The sequence below is a fragment of the Streptomyces sp. NPDC057271 genome, assembly GCF_042668715.1.
In the GTDB taxonomy this organism is placed as follows: Bacteria; Actinomycetota; Actinomycetes; order Streptomycetales; family Streptomycetaceae; genus Streptomyces.
On the sequence record NZ_JBHUYJ010000054.1, the window covers coordinates 15,983 to 32,302 of the forward strand.

Consider the following 16,320-nt stretch of genomic DNA (forward strand, 5'->3'; position numbering starts at 1 on the left):
GATGAAGCATCCGATATCCGGAACGGTGAAAGCAGGCGGCCCATGGGCATCCCGGTCACTCCCCCGGTACCGGACGGCATTCCGGACTTCCGTCCGACCCATGTCGTGCCGCGCGACGGTCTGCCCACCTGGGAGACCCCCGATCCGGGCCTGCCCACCGTGCCGCTCGACGCCTTCCTGCCCGTGCAGCTCACGGACCGTGTCGGGGACTGGGGCCAGGTCCTGTGCTCCAACGGGTGGACCGCCTGGGTCGACGCGCGGCTCCTCGTCTCCGTACCCGTGGATCCGCCGGAGGCCCGTCAGCAGCTCGCCAGGACCGCCGACCCCCGGCCGCTGATCGCCCGAGCGGAGGAGTCGCTCGGCCGCTACCGGCGGGCGGCGGAGGAGCTGGCGGCCGGCCGGGCCGACGGGGGCACGTTCGGGCGGCGGACGCACGGACTGCGGGTGGGGATGGTGGTCGACGGCGAGTCGCTCTGGCTGTACGACGCGGAGCACGAGCGCTGGGTGTACTGCGACGGTACGGCGCTGAGCACGTACGCCACCTCGGCGCGCCCCTCGGCGGCCGCGAGCCCGCCCGAGGGCGCGGTGGCGGAGGCCGGGCACGAGCCGACGCGGGTGGTCCCCCGCCTCGACGAGGGCGACGGTCCGTCGGTGCGCCCGGCGGGACCGCCCCCCACCCGGGTCGTGGACCGGGCGGACCAGCCGGGTGAGGGCTGATGGCCGGCGCCGCCCGTAACGCGGATCTGCCCGTCGGCCGGGAGTCGGGACTGGTCGGCAGGCAGATCGCCGGCTACACGGTCGAGGCCGAGATCGGCCGTGGCGGGATGGCGGTCGTGTACCGGGCACGCGACCTGCGGCTGGACCGGACCGTGGCGCTGAAACTGCTGGCGCCCGAGCTGGCCCGCAACGACACCTTCCGCAAGCGGTTCGCCCACGAGTCGCGGGTGGCCGCCGCGATCGACCATCCGCACATCGTGCCTGTCTTCGAGGCGGGAGAGACGGAAGGCGTGCTGTACATCGCGATGCGCTACGTCGCCGGGCGCGACCTGCGGGCACTCCTCGACCGCGAGGGCCCGCTGGAGCCGGTGACGGCGGGCCGAATCGCCGTCCAGGTGGCGTCCGCGCTGGACGCGGCGCACGCCCACGACCTGGTCCACCGGGACGTGAAGCCGGGCAACATCCTGGTCGCCGAGGGCACGGACAGCGACCATCCGGAGCACGTGTATCTGACGGACTTCGGACTGACGAAGAAGTCGTTGTCGCTGACCGGTCTGACGACGGTCGGCCAGTTCGTCGGAACGCTCGACTACGTGGCGCCGGAACAGATCTCGGGGAAACCGGTGGACGGCCGCTGCGATGTGTACAGCCTGGCGTGTGTGGTCCAGGAGATGCTGACCGGCATGCCGCCGTTCCGCCGCGACGACGACATGGCGCTGCTCTGGGCCCACCAGTACGATCCCCCGCCCCCGCCGTCCGCGGAACGTCCGGAGCTGCCGGAGGCGGCGGACGAGGTGCTGGCCAAGGCGCTGGCCAAGACTCCGGAGGAGCGTTACGGGACGTGTCTGGAGTTCGTCGCGGCGCTGCGGGCGGCCCTGGAGCGGGGCGGTCCCGGTCCGGGCGGCGGCACCGGCCTGCTCGGCCCGGAGCCCCCGTCACCGCCCCCCGAACCCCCGGCCTGGGCCCGCCCTGTCTTCCGGACGCCGCCCCCGACCAGGCACTGACCCGACGCCCACGGCTTCAGGGGCGCCCCTTCCCCGGGCACCCCTAGAACGAACGCTCAAGTTCGATAGTGTGACGGGGTGAAGACCATGACCCCCTACGATCCCGAGACCGCCGGAACGCGCGAGCGGATCGTGCGTACGACGTCGCGCCTGATGCAGCGCCAGGGCTACGAGGGCACCGGCATCAAGCAGATCTCGCGCGAGGCCGGTGCGACGCTCGGGTCCCTGTACCACTTCTTCCCCGGCGGGAAGCAGGAGCTCGGCACGGCCGCCGTGCGGCTCGGCGACGAGGAGTTCACCGAGTTCCTGCGGGAGGCGCTCGACACGGAGCCCGAGCCGGAGAGGGCCCTCGTCGCACTCACCGCGGCCCTCGCGCAGGGGCTGCGGGACTCCGACTGGCTCGACGGGTGTCCGGTCACCTCCGCCGTCGTGGGTACGGCGACCACGGCCCCGGACCTCCAGCAGGCGGCCGCCGAGGCGTTCGCCAGGTGGCGGGCGGTGGTGACGGGGAAGCTGGCCGCGACGGGGTTCGCCGAGACGGACGCCGAGGAGCTGGCGCACACGGTGATCGCCACGCTGGAGGGCGCCGAGCTGGCGGCGCAGACCGCCCGCAGCGCGGTGCCGCTGGAGGTCGCGGGGCGCCATCTGGCGCGTCTCGTCGCCTCGTACCGCTGACTCGCGTACGTAAGCGGGCCTCGCCTCAGCCCTTCGGCCGCTGCCGCTGCCGCTGCCGCTCGGGGGTGTCCACCTCGCCGCGGCGGTGGACGCGCGAGGCGAGCAGCCCGCCGAGAAAGCCCGCGGCGAGCCCCCACAGCAGGGCGAAGCCTGCCGTCTTCCAGACGTGCGGACGCAGCACGACCTGTCCGCCGAGGGATTCCAGCTCGCCGATACCGAGGATGGAGAGCCCGAAGCGCGCTTCGACGTTCGTGATCGGAGCGACGACCAGCATGGTCAGGGCGAAGGCGATGCCCAGGTGGAGCGCGTGCTGCCAGAGGCGTGTGCGGGACGGCGAACGGACGGCTGCCACGAACGCCACGGCCAGGACGAGGACGGCCGCGATCGGCAGCATCCACCAGGCCCGGGAGTCGTACGAGGCGAGGGAGGACAGGTCCACGGTCGAGAGGCCGCCGGTGTCCGTGCGCAGCACCGAGTCGAGGATCGGGGGCATCGGCAGCCCGAACGGACCCTCGACCGTCCCCTCCCAGGAGCCTCCGATGCCGACCCCGAGGGCGAGCCAGCTGACGTTGGGCAGGCCGAGCAGGATCACGGCGAGGGTCTCGGACGCGTGCCCCCGGGTCGCCGCCACGACGATCCCGATGACCAGGCCGACGAGCACGTACGCGAGGAGCAGGAGCAGCATCGCGGAGGCGACCGGCCGTACGGACTCGTGGTAGCGGACCAGTCGGGGCGGAAGCGGGGTTCCGCGCGAGACCAGCAGGGCGATGAGAAGGACGCCGAGGATCCAGAGCAGGCCGAACAGCAGGGTGGGGCCGAGTTCGGTGCGGAAACCGACGGTGGGGTCCACCGCGTCGAGGAGTTCGCCGAAGAGGTCGGACATCGCGTCCTGGCTCTCGCCGCCACCGATCGAGACGGGGAAGTCATGGCGGGCGAGGGCCGAGAGACCGGCGAGCGCGGCCAGCCAGAGCAGGACGGTGCGCGCGACGCGGGCGAGCAGGTCACGGGTCCTGGCGACGGCGTGATGACGCAGCGGGAGCAGAAAACAGAAGCCCGTGACCAGTGCACCCACCAGGGTGACGGTGAGGGGCATGGCGGTGAGATCGGCGTTCGTGCCCGCGAGTGCGCCGGCGTCGCCGGAGAGACCGATCTGGCCGCCCGCGGCCATCACGACGACCGCGGCGACGAGGTTCACGAAGCCGCCGGGCAGGTCGGCGGCGCCCGCGGCCCAGAGGCCGAGCGCGGCGACGACCGCCATCGCGACGAACCCGGCGAGGACCGCTGCCAACGCCTCGCCCCAGTGGCGGGCGAGGTGCTGGGCGTCGTGCGCCGGGCCGGATGTGGTGGGGAGCCGACTGCTCACGCTCCCCACGCTAGTACCGGTGGTTGACCTGCGCAGTACCGATGGGTGGGCGTCGTCCGCTTGCGGACGGCGGTTCCACGCACACAATGGGCCCGGAACGGAAGAAAGGGAAAAACGTGACTTCCCACCCACCGTCCGACCGCCCCTCGGTACCCCCCTCAGGTCCCCCTTCGGGTCCGCTCTCGGGCCCGAGCACCACACCGGGAGCGGCCGGCCCCCCACCGCCCTCCGGGCCCCCGCGCGGCGCCTCGGGGGGTGGATCGCGCGGTTCCGGCGGCGGAACCGCGGGCGGTGGCGGGCCCGGCGGCGGTGACGGAACCGGTGGCGGCGGTGTACCGGGCGGCCCGGGTGACGGTGGAGCCGGTGGCGCGGGCGGCGGCGGGGGCCCCTGGTGGCGTTCCGTACCCAAGGTGGCGTCGATCGCCGCCGCGCTGGTCGCGGCCATCGCCCTGGTGGTCGTCCTCACCCGTCCGGACGGCGACGGCGGTGGCGGTGGCGGCTCCGGCGGTGGTGAGGTGTTCCTGCAGAACGCCTCCGCCGCCGGCCCCGATCCCTTCACCGAGTCGACGGCCGACGCCGCGGATGCCTCGCTGTCCCCCGCCCCGCTGCCCAGTGCGACCAGGTCCGCGGAGGCCACCGCCACGCGCAGCGTGTCGGGTTCGGCGGCGGGGCTGTACGGCGGAACGCGGAACGCGGCGAGCTGCGACGTCGAACGGCAGGTGAGCTATCTCGCCGACCAGCCCGCCAAGAACGCGGCCTTCGCCTCGACTCTCGGCATGTCCGCGAACGAAGTCCCTGGCTACCTGCGCTCCCTGACCCCGCTCCAGCTCCGGGTCGACACGCGGGTGACCAACCACGGCTTCCGGGACGGCACCGCCACCTCGTACCAGGCGGTCCTCCAGGCCGGTACGGCGGTGCTCGTCGACGACCGGGGTGTGCCCCGGGTGCGCTGCGCCTGTGGCAATCCGCTGACGCCGCCGGTCGCCCAGCAGGCGCCGAAGACGACGGGCACCCCGTGGGCGGGCTACCAGCCCTCCCAGGTGGTGGTCGTGGCGCCCTCGGTGACCGTGGTGAACGTCTTCATCGTGTACGACCCCGAGACCGACGGCTGGTTCGCCCGCGAGCCGGGCGACACGGGGGGCCAGGACAAGCCGACGTCCCCCCCGACGGCACCTCCGTCGCCCTCCGTCTCGGACTCGGTGACGGAGTCCCCGACCTCGCCGTCCCCCTCGGTCTCCACGCCCTCGTCGCCGCCGGCCCCCGAGTCGCCCGCCTCACCCGATGCCCCCGGTACGAGTACGCCGTCGGAGCCGGCGACCGGCGACACGGCCACGGACGGGACCACCGGCGGCACGACGGACCAGTCGGCCTCCGTGGTCAGCCCACAAGCGGCGGACGGCTCGGCACCGGTCCCCCGGTCCGGGCCGGACAGCGCCATGGTCGCGGGCTCGTCCGCCCTGCACGCCCGGCCGGACGCCTGAGCGACCGCCCGAGACTCCCCGGGAGATATCCGGATGACCGGGTCCCCGCGATCCGTGTACGGTCCACCGAGTGGAAGCTCTCACCGACCGACAGATCCGCTCGTCCTTCGTGAACTGCACGAAGGGCGAGGCAAGCAGACTCAAGCTGCCGCTGGACTTCGCCGAACTCCCCTGGCAGGACCTCGACTTCCTCGGCTGGGTCGACCCGGGCGCGCCGCTGCGCGCCCACCTCGTGGTGGCCCGTGAGGACGGTCCGCTCGGCATCACCCTGCGGGTGCCCGCCACGAGCCGCACGAGCGCGGTCAAGTCCAGCCTGTGCCAGGTCTGTCTCACGGGACATGCCTCGTCGGGCGTGACCCTGCTCGCGGCGCCGCTCGCCGGCAGCCGCGGACGCGAGGGGAACACGGTCGGCATCTACATCTGCTCCGACCTGGCCTGTTCCCTCTACATCCGCGGCAGGCGCCAGCCCAGGCTGCGGGCCGGCCGCCAGGAGGAGTCGCTGACGCTGGAGGAGCGGATCGAGCGGACGTCCTCCAACCTGGACGCGTTCCTCGCCAAGGTCACGGCCGGCTAGGGGGGAAGCGCGGGGCGCTGCTCAGCGAAAGGCCTGCTCGCCCGTGAGCGCCTTGCCGATGACCAGGGAGTGGACCTCGCTGGTGCCCTCGTAGGTGAGGACCGACTCCAGGTTGTTGGCATGGCGCATCACCGGGTACTCCAGGGTGATGCCGTTCGCGCCGAGTACGGTGCGGCACTCGCGGGCGATGGCGATGGCCTCCCGTACGTTGTTCAGCTTGCCCACGCTGACCTGCTCGGCCGTGAGACCGCCCGCGTCCTTGAGGCGTCCCAGGTGCAGGGCGAGGAGCATGCCCTTGCCGAGCTCCAGGGACATGTCCGCCAGCTTCTGCTGGGTCAGCTGGTAGGAGGCGAGGGGCCGTTCGAAGACGATGCGGTCGCCGGCGTAGGCGATCGCGGACTCCAGACAGTCGCGGGCGGCGCCGAGGGCGCCGAACACGATCCCGAACCGCGCCTCGTTGAGGCAGCCGAGCGGGCCGGACAGTCCGCGCGCCTCGGGCAGCATCGCGTCGGCCGGCAGCCGTACGTCCTCGAGGACCAGTTCGCTGGTCACGCTCGCGCGCAGTGACAGCTTCTGCTTGATCTCGGGCGCGCTGAAACCGGGGGTGCCGGCGGGCACCAGGAAGCCGCGGACGCCTTCGTCGGTACGGGCCCACACGACGGCCACGTCGGCGACCGAGCCGTTGGTGATCCACATCTTGGTGCCGTTGAGCACCCAGTCCTCGCCGTCGCGCCGGGCGCGGGTGCGCATGGCTCCGGGATCCGATCCCGCGTCCGGCTCGGTGAGCCCGAAGCAGCCGATGTACTCGCCCGCGGCCATACCGGGCAGCCACTGCTGCTTCTGCTCCTCGGAGCCGAACTTCCAGATCGCGTACATCGCCAGGGAGCCCTGCACGGAGACCAGGCTGCGCAGGCCGGAGTCGACCGCTTCGAGCTCCAGACAGGCCAGGCCGTACGCGACGGCGTTGGTGCCCGCGCAGCCGTAGCCCTCCAGGTGCATGCCGAGGACGCCGACGCCGCCCAGCTGCCTGGCGAGTTCCCGGGCGGGGATGGCCCCGGCCTCGAACCACTCGGCGACGTGGGGGCGCAGCTCCTTGTCCGCCATGGTGCGCACGGTCCGGCGGATGTCCCGCTCCTCGTCGCTCAGCAGACCGTCGATCGCCAGCAGATCGAAGGGGTGGACGGGAGTCGGCTTCGACGCGTTCGGCGACTGCGGCGACGGCTTCACGGACGGCCTCCAGGCTCGTGCGGCTATGCGGCGCTCCGAAGCGTATCGGCAGATCGGATTTTGGATCCAGTATTGAATATCGGATCTCCGATGCGTACGTTCCAGCTGGATCCGATCACCGGCGGAGGAGAGCGTGATGGGCGCGGATCAGCAGGTGACGGCCGGCCCCGGGGCCCTGTCCGGGATCGTGGTGGCCGACTTCGGGCGCGTTCTGGCCGGTCCGTACATGACGATGCTGCTGGCCGATCTGGGCGCCGATGTCATCAAGATCGAGCGGCCCGGGTCCGGGGACGACACCCGCGCCTGGGGTCCTCCCTTCGCCGACGGACAGGCGACCTACTTCCTCGGGGTGAACCGGAACAAGCGCTCCGTCGCCCTGGACCTGACCGACCCGGCCGATCTGGCCACGGCCCGGGCCGTCGTGGAGCGCGCCGATGTCCTCGTGGAGAACTTCCGCCCCGGCACGATGGAGAGGCTCGGCCTCGGTTACGAGGACGTGCGCGCGTCCAACCCCGGACTCGTCTACTGCTCGGTCACCGGGTTCGGCGCCGCAGAGGGCGCCGGCCTGCCCGGCTACGACCTCCTCGTCCAGGCCATGGGCGGTCTGATGAGCGTGACCGGCGAGCCGGACGGGCAGGGCACGAAGGCGGGGGTCGCGCTCGTCGACGTGATCACCGGCCTCCACGCGGGCATAGGCGTCCTCGCCGCGCTGCGGCACCGTGAACGTACCGGCGAGGGCCAGCGCGTCGAGGTCTCGCTGCTCACCTCGCTCCTTTCCGCGCTCACCAACCAGTCCGCCGCCCTCCTCGGGGCCGGTGTCGTCCCCCGTGCCATGGGAAACCGGCACCCGAGCATCGCCCCTTACGAGGTGTTCGAGGCGCAGGACCGCCCCCTGGTCCTCGCCGTGGGGAACGACCGTCAGTTCCGGGCGCTCTGTGCGTGCCTCGGCCTGCCCGGCCTCGCCGACGACGCGCGCTTCGCCACCAACACCGTCCGCGTCGCCCACCGCGAGGAGCTGGTCGGGGCGCTGGCCGGTCCTCTCTCCGAACGGAACGCCGACCACTGGTTCGAGGAACTCACCGCCGCCGGAGTGCCGTGCGGGCCGATCAACGATCTCGCCGCCGCCTTCGACCTGGCCGACCGGCTGGGCCTCGCGCCCCGGGTGCCGGCCGAGGCGGCCGGCCCGGGACAGGTCGTCAACCCGATCACGCTCGGTGTCACCCCGCCCTCCTATCGCGCCACGCCCCCGCGACTGGGAGAGCACACCGCCTCCCTGGTCGGTGAGCTGGAAGGGGTACCCGAAGACCCGTAGGACGATATACGGATCGTTCAGGGACACGGAACGACGGAGCAACCGAACAACAGAACTACCGAACGACGGAAGGTCACAGGCGATGAGCAGCGCGGTGCGGAAGGGGCGGCCGCCGACCGCCCAGCAGTTCGTCCTCGAAGAGCTGCGGCGCGCGATCACCGCCGGTGAACTGCGGCCCGGCGGGCAGATCCGCCAGGACGCGCTCGCCGCCCGCCTCGACGTCAGCCGCGTACCCCTGCGGGAGGCCCTGAAGATCCTGGAGGGCGAGGGCCTCGTCGTCCACCACGTCCACCGGGGCTACTTCGTCGCCGAGCTGTCGCTCGCGGATCTGGAGGAGGTCTACCGGATCCGGCAGCTCCTGGAGACCGAGGCGGTCCGCACGGGGCTCCGGCGGGGCGAGGACGGGCTCCTCACCTCCCTGGAGAAGATCCAGCGGGAGGTGGAACGGGCGGCCGACGCCGGGGACGTGACGGCGATGGCAGCGGCCAACCGTCGCTTCCACTTCGCCCTGATCGAGGCATCCGGGATGCCGCGTCTGGTCCGGCTGATCACCACCCTGTGGGACGCCACCGACGCCTACCGTTCGCTGTACTACACGGAGGAGCCGAACCGCGAGTTGGCGGTACGGGAGCACCGTGCCGCCATCTCGGCGGTACGCAACGGGGACGAGGAGGCCGCGGTGCGGTGGCTCGACGAGCACCGGGCCCACGCGGTCGCCGCACTGCGGGAGATCCTGGACCTGGAGTGAACCACCGGTCGGCGCCCCCGGTTCACACGCCCGCCCGTTCACACGCCCGCCCGCCGGTGTGCCCGTCGCCCGAAAACCGGGTGACCACCTCCACACCCCCGCTCTAGCCTCGTCGCCATGAGTCATGGACGCCTGCTGAACATCGTCGACGTCGAGGCGACCTGCTGGGACGGGAAGCGGCCGCCGGGGGCCGTGAGCGAGATCATCGAGATCGGGCTCACCGTCGTCGACCTGGACGCGGGCGAGCGGACGGGCCGCCATCGCATCCTGGTCAGGCCCGCCCGGTCCACGGTCAGCCCGTTCTGCACCGAGCTGACCGGCCTCACGCAGGCGGAGGTCGACACCGGCGTGGACTTCGCCACGGCCTGCCGGCTGCTCGCCGTCGAGCATGCCGGCGGGCTGCGCCCGTGGGCCAGTTGGGGCGACTACGACCGCAGGCAGTTCACGGAGCAGTGCCGGGTGACCGGTACGGAGTACCCCTTCGGCCACCGGCACACCAACGCCAAGGCCGTCTTCACCGAGGCGAACGGCCTGGCCAAACGCCCGGGTATGGCGCGGGCGTTGGAGATCGCGGGACTGCCGCTGGAGGGCCGGCATCACCGGGGCGAGGACGACGCCTGGAACATCGCCGCACTCGTCCTTCTGCTGAACGACCGGAGCGCCTGGCCGTCCGCCTAGCATCCCGGACGTCCGCAAGCATTGACAGGGTCATCTCATTCTCACCATTCTGAGAGCGCTCTCAGAGCGCTCTCAGACCCTTTTCAGCCCTCGCACCCCACACCCGAGGAGCCCCCACAGTGCCTTCCCACCGCCGTCGCCGCAGGCTCACCCTGCTGGCGCCCGTCACCGCCGCCGCCCTGATCGGTACCGCCGTCACGCTCGCCGGCCCCTCCCCCACGGTCCGGGCCGCGTCCGCCGGTACCGCCGCCGAGGCCGCCGACGCCACCGGGGCCGCCGCCGTCCCGGCCACCATTCCGCTCACGTTCACCAACAACTCCGGCCGCAACGAGCAGATCTACGTCTACAACCTCGGTACCCAACTCTCCACAGGCCGCCAGGGCTGGGCGGACGCGAGCGGCACCTTCCACCCCTGGCCCGCCGGAAGTCCGGTCCCGGTCCCCGCACCCGACGCCGCCATCCCCGGCCCCGCCCGCGGGCAGTCCATGACGATCCGGCTGCCGAAGTTCTCCGGCCGGATCTACTTCAGCTACGGCCAGAAGCTCGTCTTCAAGCTGGCTACCGGTGGTGTCGTGCAGCCCGCCGTCCAGAACCCGGGCGACCCCAACCGGAACATCCTCTTCAACTGGTCCGAGTACACGCTCAACGACGCGGGCCTCTGGCTCAACAGCACACAGGTCGACATGGTCTCGGCCCCGTACGCGGTCGGCGTCCGGCGCCCCGACGGAAGCGTCACCACCACCGGCCGGCTCAAGCCCGGCGGTTACAACGGCTTCATCGACGCGCTCCGCGCCCGCCCCGGCGGCTGGGCGAACCTGATCCAGACCCGCTCCGACGGCACCGTGCTGCGCACCCTCGCGCCGGGCCACGGCGTCGAGGCCGGCGCACTGCCGTCCACCGTGATGGACGACTACATCAACCGCGTCTGGACGAAGTACAGCTCCTCGACGCTCACCGTGACCCCCTTCGCCAACCAGCCGTCCGTGAAGTACTTCGGCCGCGTCTCGGGCAACATCATGAACTTCACCGACACCTCCGGCGCGGTCGTCACCTCGTTCCAGAAGCCCGACTCCGACAGTGTCTTCGGCTGCTACAAGCGGCTCGACGCGCCCAACGATCAAGTCCGCGGCCCCATCTCCCGTACCCTCTGCGCGGGATACAACCGCTCCACCCTCCTCACCAACCCCCAGCAGCCGGACACCACGTCGGCCGGCTTCTACCGGGACTCCGTCACCAACCACTACGCGCGCGAGATCCACGCGCGCATGGCGGACGGCAAGGCCTACGGCTTCGCCTTCGACGACGTCGGCGCGCACGAGTCCCTGGTGCACGACGGCAACCCGCAGCAGGCGTACGTCACACTCGACCCGTTCAACTAGCGACGAACGGGGCCGGGCGCAGCGCTCCGACGCACTCTCCGGTCATACGTGCGTACGCGCCGACCTTTCCGTCGCGGCGGACGGTTCGGGCCCCGGCGCGGCCCGGGCCCTCGACGGGCCCGGCGCCGGTGTCCCGTACGTCGACGCGCAGCGGAGCATCCACGGCACAGGCGGTCCCGCCATGTGAGGGATCATGGAAGGAGGAGCGGAGAAGGGACGGAACGGACGATGCGGAACCGCACTGTCGCCGACCTGATGACGCCGACCGCGGTGGCCGTGCAGCCGGGGACGTCGTTCAAGGAGATCGCGCGATTGCTCGACGAGTACGGCATCACCGCCGTGCCGGTCGTCGACGAGGCCGACCGGCCGGTCGGCGTGGTGTCGGAGGCGGATCTCCTGCGCCGCCACACCGCCAAGGACGGCCCGAGCACCGCCGGGGCCATGATGTCCAGCCCCGTGGTGGTGGCCCGCCCGTCCTGGACCGCGGTGGAGGCGGCACGGCTGATGGAGCGGCACCGTGTGAAGCGACTGCCGGTGGTGGACGCCGGCGGTCAGCTCATCGGGGTGCTCAGCCGGAGCGATCTGCTGCAGCTGTTCCTGCGCCGCGACCGCTCGATCCAGGAGGAGATCCTGGAGGACGTCGTCGTCCGCATCCTCGGCCTCTCCCCCGCCTCGCTCCACGTCGACGTCGACGAGGGCCGGGTGACGCTCAGCGGCACGCTGGCGCGCCGGAGCTTGTCACCCGCCTTCGTCCGGCTCTGCGAGAGCGTCGACGGCGTCGTGGAGGTCGTGGACCGGCTGTCGTACGAGGACGACGCCGAGAGCGACGACGCCGACGCCGACGCCGACGAGAACGACGCCGAGAACGACGCCGAGATCGGGAGCGTGGACGCGAGCGTGGACTTGGCCGGGGCCGGGGACGGTACCCGGGCGTTCGGGCCGGAGCGCGACCAGGACCCCGATCACGGTGTCCCGGTCGACGATCTGCGGCCCCCCGGGGTGTGACGCGGCAGCGGGCCCGTCGGTGAGGTTCCGGCGGGCCCGGTGCGCGAGGCGATCCCGTTACGAGACCGCCTCGGGCCAGCCGTAGCCGGGACCGGTGTGCTGGGGTACGGTCCCCGCGCCCACCGCCTCCATCTCGCGGTTGGCCTCGCGCATCAACTGCCCGGCCAGGTCCCTCATGGCCCGGCTCGCGGCGAGTTCGTCACCGATCGCGGGTACGTCCACGTCCGACGGGTTGCACCGTGCGCTGCCGTGGCCGGTGAGGGTCGACGTGCCGGTGTTGAGATGCGCCTCGGCCTTGGTCCTGCCGTCCTCTTCGACCAGTTCCAGGCCGACCGTCCACTCAAGGGTCCGTGTCATGGTCTGCCTCCTCGCACCGTCGGGACGCGTAGGGCCGCCGCGCGTCCCTTCCTACTCCCATGGTCCGTCCACGCGCGCGTGAGCGCGCGGCGGCGGGAGCGCGGAGAGGGCGGACTCTACGTCGTCCAGGGCGCGCCGGGCGGCCGCGATGCGCTCGCGCAGCCCCGCGTCGTCGACGGCCACCCCGACCGCCCCCCAGGCACCAGGACAGCGGGCCGACGGAGGGAACATGCGGGCCCCTGATCGTGGCCGGGGGCCCGCTCGACCGCGGCGCCAAAGTCCAAGCCCTCCCCCGCGCCCGTCCATGTGCGCCGCCTCCCGGGGCGAGCAGGCTGCGGTACGCCTGGTTCCGCGACGGGCGGCCGACGCGGGCTCGCGCGCCGCCCCGGGGAGGAGTACGCATGTCCGCTCGAAGATCCATCCTGGTCACGGCTCTTGCCGCTCTGGCCCTCACCCTGACCGGCGGCGGTGGCGTCGCCGCCGGGGCGCCGTCGGCCGAGGACACCCCGGCCGCAGCCGCCACCTACACCGTCACGGTCGGCTCGAAGGGTTCCTGGACCCACCCCGACGACACCCCCGCCGCCCCCTACCTCGACAAGGACGGCACCTTCTACTTCCAGCAGGCCCATGCGCTCTACGGGGCGACCCAGCCCCGCCGTTGGACGTTCTACACCGGTACCGACTTCGACACCGCCACTCGGTCGAGCGCGATCAGCGACGCCGTCGACCCCGCCAACAGCAACGACAGGAACAACGACACCACCTGGCGCTGCAACAACAGCGCCACGGGCCTGGAGTCCACCGCGCCGCCCGCCGGGTCGGGCTACTCCCAGAGGAACTTCTGCGATCTGGCGGGGGTGTGGGTCGACCCGGACACCGGCGCCTGGTACGGCCTGGTGCACAACGAGTTCACCCCGCAGCCCTTCGGCGACGGCGTCCACTACGACGGGATCGACTCCGCGGTCTCCACCGACCAGGGACGGACCTGGCGCATCACGTCGCACGTCATCACGTCTCCATACAGTACGAAGCGGGGTGACACGGCGGCCTTCCCGCAGCAGACGTACCACTACGGCGACGGTGATCCGCACCTGTTCGTCGACATCGCCTCGGGATACTTCTACGTCTACTACGGCTCACGGATCGTGGAGAAGGGCGGCGGCTGGAAGGCCTTCCACGCGCACGTGGCCCGGGCCCCGATCTCCGGCAAGATGGCGCCGGGTTCCTGGCGGAAGTGGTACGACGGCGCCTGGACCGAGCCCGGTGTCGGCGGCCGCGAGAGCAACATGGTGCCGGTCGAGGCCTCCGGCTCGACGGGCTACACCCCCGTGCCGGACGAGTACGACCCGGCGAACGCGGGCACCGTGAGCCAGCAGGTCGCGGCCGGTCTGATGCCGCCCACCTCGCCGTTGTTCGTCATCGAAAAGATGTAGAGCCAAGAACAGGTTAAGGAAAACAGCAGATCAGAGGCATGCAGGGCGCAAAACGGGCTTAAGATCAACGTGCATTACGCGCACTATGGGCACTACGTGCGACCCCTGACGCACACCCGACGAACATCTGAGGCCCTGGGCCGCCGAGAGCCCTCGCCGTACCCCACTCGAAACGCCAGACCGGACCCGAGTCCCACCATCGGTAACTCGTCCCAAGACCCCACCCTCGCCAGGGCGGGGCCTTGGGGCGAGTTACGGACAGGGCGATCGGAGTTCACCCGGATTCCGGACTTGAGGGCGATCTGGCAGGGCGTGCTCCGGCCTCTGCAGCTGCCAGCGGCGGCCAGTGAGCTTCTTCGAGTTGTCCACTGATCGGGTGATGGGCCGTGAAGCGCAACGAGAGAGGCCCCCGGGCTGTTGATCGAGATGTCTGACGTCTCCGTCACGTTGCTCGGGGGCCTCGTTGGTCATGCATCCTGCCGCATGCACTCGTGGAGTGGGTCACCATGCTGATGGTCACCCGTGAGGGCGACCGGCGCTGCAAACTCCGTCCGTCCCGGCGGGCGATGGTGGCATTGGTGTACCTACGAGAGCACACCACTCTGGCGAAGATCGCCGCCGGGTTCGCAATCAGCGAGTCCACCGCCCACGCCTACACCAGCGCGGTCGTCGACCTGCTCACCGAACGAGCACCGGGCCTGCTCAAGACGCTGCGCGAGCACGATCCCGACTTCATCCTGCTCGACGGCACCCTCGCCGAGTGCGACCGGGTCGGCGACGGCCGGGCCGACTACTCCCACAAACACCGGCGCCACGGCGTGAACGTGCAGCTCGTCACCGACCCCTACGGCCGGCTGCTGTGGCTCTCGCCCGCCCTGCCGGGCCGCACACACAACCTGACCGCCGCCCGCGCCCACCGGATCATCCGGATCTGCGAGCGCCAGGGCGTTCCCATCCTGGCCGACCTCGCCTACCAAGGCGCAGGACCGTGGCTGACGACCGGCATCAAACGCAAGCCACTCCAGGAACTCACTCCCACCGAGAAGACCCTCAACCGGGCGCTGGCCGCAGCACGAGCGCCCGTGGAACGCGGTGTCGCGAGCCTGAAGTCCTGGCGGATCTTCCGCAGGTCCCGGTGCAGCCCCAACCGCATGACGTCAATCGCCAAGGCCATCCTCACGCTGGAGCGGCAACGCTGAAGAAGCTCATTGAATCCGTCCAAATACGCGAGTCGGGCATTCGCCGAAGCCTGCAGGTCAGCAGGTGTCCGCCAGACCATGGGCGCGATCGGGTCCAGCGCGGACAACGCGCTCGCAGAGTCCTTCAGCGCAACCTTCAAACGCGAAACACTCCAGGGCAGAAAAGCCTGGGGCAACGTGCGCGAGGCCCGCCTCGACGTGTTCCGCCGGCTGCACCGCCACCACACCCGACGGGATGGTGGTCGGCCATCGCGTACCCGATCACCTCGCGCGTGGCCAGGTCCAGCCACGAGGCGAGGTAGAGCCAGCCCTCGGCGGTGGGGATGTAGGTGATGTCTCCGACGATCTTCGTTCCGGGGCGGGTAGCGGTGAAGTCCCGGCCGATCAGGTCCGGCGACGGGACCGCCCTGGTGTCGGCCTTGGTCAGGCTGCGGCGTCCAGTGCGTCGGCCGTTCCCCGCGATGCCGTTCTCCCGCATGACCCGCTCCACCCGCTTGCGGTTGACCACCGGGCCCTGCCGGCGCAGTACGGCGGCGACGCGCGGGACGCCGTAGTTCCGCCGGGACGCGATGTGGATCACGGTGATCTCGTGGGCCAGGGCCTCGTCCGCCCGTCGCCTCGCTTCGCGGGCCTCGGCTCCGGCCACCCACGCGTAGTACGTGGACCGGGCGGTCTTCAGCACCTCGCACAGCAGCACGATCGTGTAGTTCGCCTTCTCCGCGTGGATGAACCGGCATATCGTGCTCACCGGTCGCTCTCCTTCGCGAAGAAGGCGGTCGCTTTTTTCAAGATCTCGATCGTCTTCGCCTGCTCTACCGTCAGCTTCCGCAGCCGCTTCAGTTCCTCGTCCCGGTCGTCGGTGGCCCGCACGGCGCCGGATCCCGATCCGTTGTCCTGGGCGGCCCGGGCCTTCTTCACCCAGCCTCGCAGGGACTCTGAGCTGATCCCGAGTTCCCAGGCGACCTCGGTCACCGTCCGGCCCGACGACCGCACGAGCTCGATCGCGTCCCGCTTGTACTCGTCCGAGTACCGCTTCGTGTACTTGCTACCCACCTGGCACTACTTCCTCTGGAACCTCAGATCCCAGTCTCCAGGTGTCCACGATCAAGGGGAAGCTTCAGGTGCTGTGGGACAAGGGCTTCGACGCCAACGCGCTTTCCTCGCCCAG

Annotated in this window: 18 protein-coding genes; 12 read left to right on the forward strand and 6 right to left on the reverse strand. The window is 71.4% G+C overall.

Annotated features, from left to right (window positions below):
• Positions 1-42 precede the first annotated feature (42 nt).
• From ACFUJR_RS23650 to ACFUJR_RS23660, 3 genes are all read left to right on the forward strand, one after another.
• On the forward strand, positions 43-717 hold the full coding sequence (locus tag ACFUJR_RS23650) for a hypothetical protein (RefSeq protein ID WP_383169665.1): 675 nt from the start codon (positions 43-45) through the stop codon (positions 715-717).
• Positions 717-1,721: a serine/threonine-protein kinase gene (locus ACFUJR_RS23655; RefSeq protein ID WP_383169663.1), complete on the forward strand. Its 1,005-nt coding sequence runs from the start codon at positions 717-719 to the stop codon at positions 1,719-1,721. The genes ACFUJR_RS23650 and ACFUJR_RS23655 overlap by 1 nt, the downstream gene beginning before the upstream one ends.
• A gap of 87 nt (positions 1,722-1,808) precedes the next feature.
• Complete coding sequence (locus tag ACFUJR_RS23660) at positions 1,809-2,396, forward strand: TetR/AcrR family transcriptional regulator (RefSeq protein WP_383169661.1); 588 nt, start codon at positions 1,809-1,811, stop codon at positions 2,394-2,396.
• A gap of 25 nt (positions 2,397-2,421) precedes the next feature.
• Here ACFUJR_RS23660 and ACFUJR_RS23665 read toward each other — a convergent pair whose 3' ends face one another.
• Positions 2,422-3,759, reverse strand: a complete 1,338-nt coding sequence (locus ACFUJR_RS23665; protein ID WP_383169659.1) for a streptophobe family protein — start codon at positions 3,757-3,759, stop codon at positions 2,422-2,424.
• Positions 3,760-3,875: 116 nt separating this feature from the next.
• Between ACFUJR_RS23665 and ACFUJR_RS23670 the strand changes: the two genes are divergently transcribed.
• Complete coding sequence (locus ACFUJR_RS23670) at positions 3,876-5,240, forward strand: DUF6777 domain-containing protein (protein WP_383169658.1); 1,365 nt, start codon at positions 3,876-3,878, stop codon at positions 5,238-5,240.
• 70 nt (positions 5,241-5,310) lie between these two features.
• Entirely contained in the window at positions 5,311-5,814 is a 504-nt protein-coding gene (locus tag ACFUJR_RS23675) for an FBP domain-containing protein (protein WP_383169656.1), read from the forward strand.
• A gap of 21 nt (positions 5,815-5,835) precedes the next feature.
• On the opposite strand, the gene ACFUJR_RS23680 is transcribed toward ACFUJR_RS23675, so the two are convergent.
• Positions 5,836-7,041: an acyl-CoA dehydrogenase family protein gene (locus tag ACFUJR_RS23680; RefSeq protein ID WP_383169654.1), complete on the reverse strand. Its 1,206-nt coding sequence runs from the start codon at positions 7,039-7,041 to the stop codon at positions 5,836-5,838.
• Between the two features lie 136 nt (positions 7,042-7,177).
• Between ACFUJR_RS23680 and ACFUJR_RS23685 the strand changes: the two genes are divergently transcribed.
• The 5 genes from ACFUJR_RS23685 (at position 7,178) to ACFUJR_RS23705 (ending at position 12,163) form a co-directional block, all read left to right on the forward strand.
• A complete protein-coding gene (locus tag ACFUJR_RS23685) occupies positions 7,178-8,353 on the forward strand; it encodes a CaiB/BaiF CoA transferase family protein (RefSeq protein ID WP_383169652.1) in 1,176 nt (391 codons plus the stop codon).
• A gap of 82 nt (positions 8,354-8,435) precedes the next feature.
• Positions 8,436-9,101, forward strand: a complete 666-nt coding sequence (locus ACFUJR_RS23690; RefSeq protein WP_383169650.1) for a GntR family transcriptional regulator — start codon at positions 8,436-8,438, stop codon at positions 9,099-9,101.
• Positions 9,102-9,218: 117 nt separating this feature from the next.
• A complete protein-coding gene (locus ACFUJR_RS23695) occupies positions 9,219-9,779 on the forward strand; it encodes an exonuclease domain-containing protein (protein ID WP_383169648.1) in 561 nt (186 codons plus the stop codon).
• Positions 9,780-9,898: 119 nt separating this feature from the next.
• Positions 9,899-11,158 carry a glycoside hydrolase family 64 protein gene (locus ACFUJR_RS23700; protein WP_383169646.1) on the forward strand — a complete coding sequence of 420 codons (1,260 nt, stop codon included), beginning with the start codon at positions 9,899-9,901 and terminating at the stop codon, positions 11,156-11,158.
• A 228-nt stretch (positions 11,159-11,386) separates the two neighbouring features.
• Positions 11,387-12,163, forward strand: coding sequence for a CBS domain-containing protein (locus tag ACFUJR_RS23705; RefSeq protein ID WP_383169644.1), 777 nt, complete (start codon positions 11,387-11,389; stop codon positions 12,161-12,163).
• A gap of 57 nt (positions 12,164-12,220) precedes the next feature.
• On the opposite strand, the gene ACFUJR_RS23710 is transcribed toward ACFUJR_RS23705, so the two are convergent.
• Both ACFUJR_RS23710 and ACFUJR_RS23715 read right to left on the reverse strand, forming a co-directional pair.
• Complete coding sequence (locus ACFUJR_RS23710) at positions 12,221-12,520, reverse strand: DUF1876 domain-containing protein (protein WP_361433997.1); 300 nt, start codon at positions 12,518-12,520, stop codon at positions 12,221-12,223.
• Positions 12,521-12,571: 51 nt separating this feature from the next.
• Positions 12,572-12,751 carry a hypothetical protein gene (locus ACFUJR_RS23715; RefSeq protein WP_383169642.1) on the reverse strand — a complete coding sequence of 60 codons (180 nt, stop codon included), beginning with the start codon at positions 12,749-12,751 and terminating at the stop codon, positions 12,572-12,574.
• A gap of 170 nt (positions 12,752-12,921) precedes the next feature.
• On the opposite strand from ACFUJR_RS23715, the gene ACFUJR_RS23720 reads away from it, so the two are divergent.
• Both ACFUJR_RS23720 and ACFUJR_RS23725 read left to right on the forward strand, forming a co-directional pair.
• Positions 12,922-13,953 (forward strand): hypothetical protein, encoded by a 1,032-nt coding sequence (locus ACFUJR_RS23720; RefSeq protein WP_383169640.1) that lies wholly within the window; start codon positions 12,922-12,924, stop codon positions 13,951-13,953.
• Positions 13,954-14,459: 506 nt separating this feature from the next.
• On the forward strand, positions 14,460-15,152 hold the full coding sequence (locus ACFUJR_RS23725; RefSeq protein WP_383169688.1) for a transposase family protein: 693 nt from the start codon (positions 14,460-14,462) through the stop codon (positions 15,150-15,152).
• Between the two features lie 136 nt (positions 15,153-15,288).
• Here the strand turns inward: ACFUJR_RS23725 and ACFUJR_RS23730 are convergent, their stop codons facing one another.
• The gene (locus ACFUJR_RS23730; RefSeq protein ID WP_383169639.1) at positions 15,289-15,900 is read right to left on the reverse strand and encodes an IS3 family transposase; all 612 of its coding nucleotides are present in this window, start codon (positions 15,898-15,900) and stop codon (positions 15,289-15,291) included.
• Complete coding sequence (locus ACFUJR_RS23735; RefSeq protein WP_383169637.1) at positions 15,897-16,205, reverse strand: transposase; 309 nt, start codon at positions 16,203-16,205, stop codon at positions 15,897-15,899. The genes ACFUJR_RS23730 and ACFUJR_RS23735 overlap by 4 nt, the downstream gene beginning before the upstream one ends.
• Between the last annotated feature and the right edge of the window lie 115 nt (positions 16,206-16,320).

Bases quoted from the DNA above. Each gene is read 5' to 3' on its own strand.
- ACFUJR_RS23660 (WP_383169661.1), top strand. From the start codon at position 1,809: ATGACCCCCTACGATCCCGAGACCGCCGGAACGCGCGAGCGGATCGTG.
- ACFUJR_RS23655 (WP_383169663.1), top strand. From the start codon at position 717: ATGGCCGGCGCCGCCCGTAACGCGGATCTGCCCGTCGGCCGGGAGTCG.
- ACFUJR_RS23690 (WP_383169650.1), top strand. From the start codon at position 8,436: ATGAGCAGCGCGGTGCGGAAGGGGCGGCCGCCGACCGCCCAGCAGTTC.
- ACFUJR_RS23710 (WP_361433997.1), bottom strand. From the start codon at position 12,520: ATGACACGGACCCTTGAGTGGACGGTCGGCCTGGAACTGGTCGAAGAG.
- ACFUJR_RS23650 (WP_383169665.1), top strand. From the start codon at position 43: ATGGGCATCCCGGTCACTCCCCCGGTACCGGACGGCATTCCGGACTTC.
- ACFUJR_RS23705 (WP_383169644.1), top strand. From the start codon at position 11,387: ATGCGGAACCGCACTGTCGCCGACCTGATGACGCCGACCGCGGTGGCC.
- ACFUJR_RS23685 (WP_383169652.1), top strand. From the start codon at position 7,178: ATGGGCGCGGATCAGCAGGTGACGGCCGGCCCCGGGGCCCTGTCCGGG.
- ACFUJR_RS23695 (WP_383169648.1), top strand. From the start codon at position 9,219: ATGAGTCATGGACGCCTGCTGAACATCGTCGACGTCGAGGCGACCTGC.
- ACFUJR_RS23715 (WP_383169642.1), bottom strand. From the start codon at position 12,751: ATGTTCCCTCCGTCGGCCCGCTGTCCTGGTGCCTGGGGGGCGGTCGGG.
- ACFUJR_RS23725 (WP_383169688.1), top strand. From the start codon at position 14,460: ATGCTGATGGTCACCCGTGAGGGCGACCGGCGCTGCAAACTCCGTCCG.
- ACFUJR_RS23720 (WP_383169640.1), top strand. From the start codon at position 12,922: ATGTCCGCTCGAAGATCCATCCTGGTCACGGCTCTTGCCGCTCTGGCC.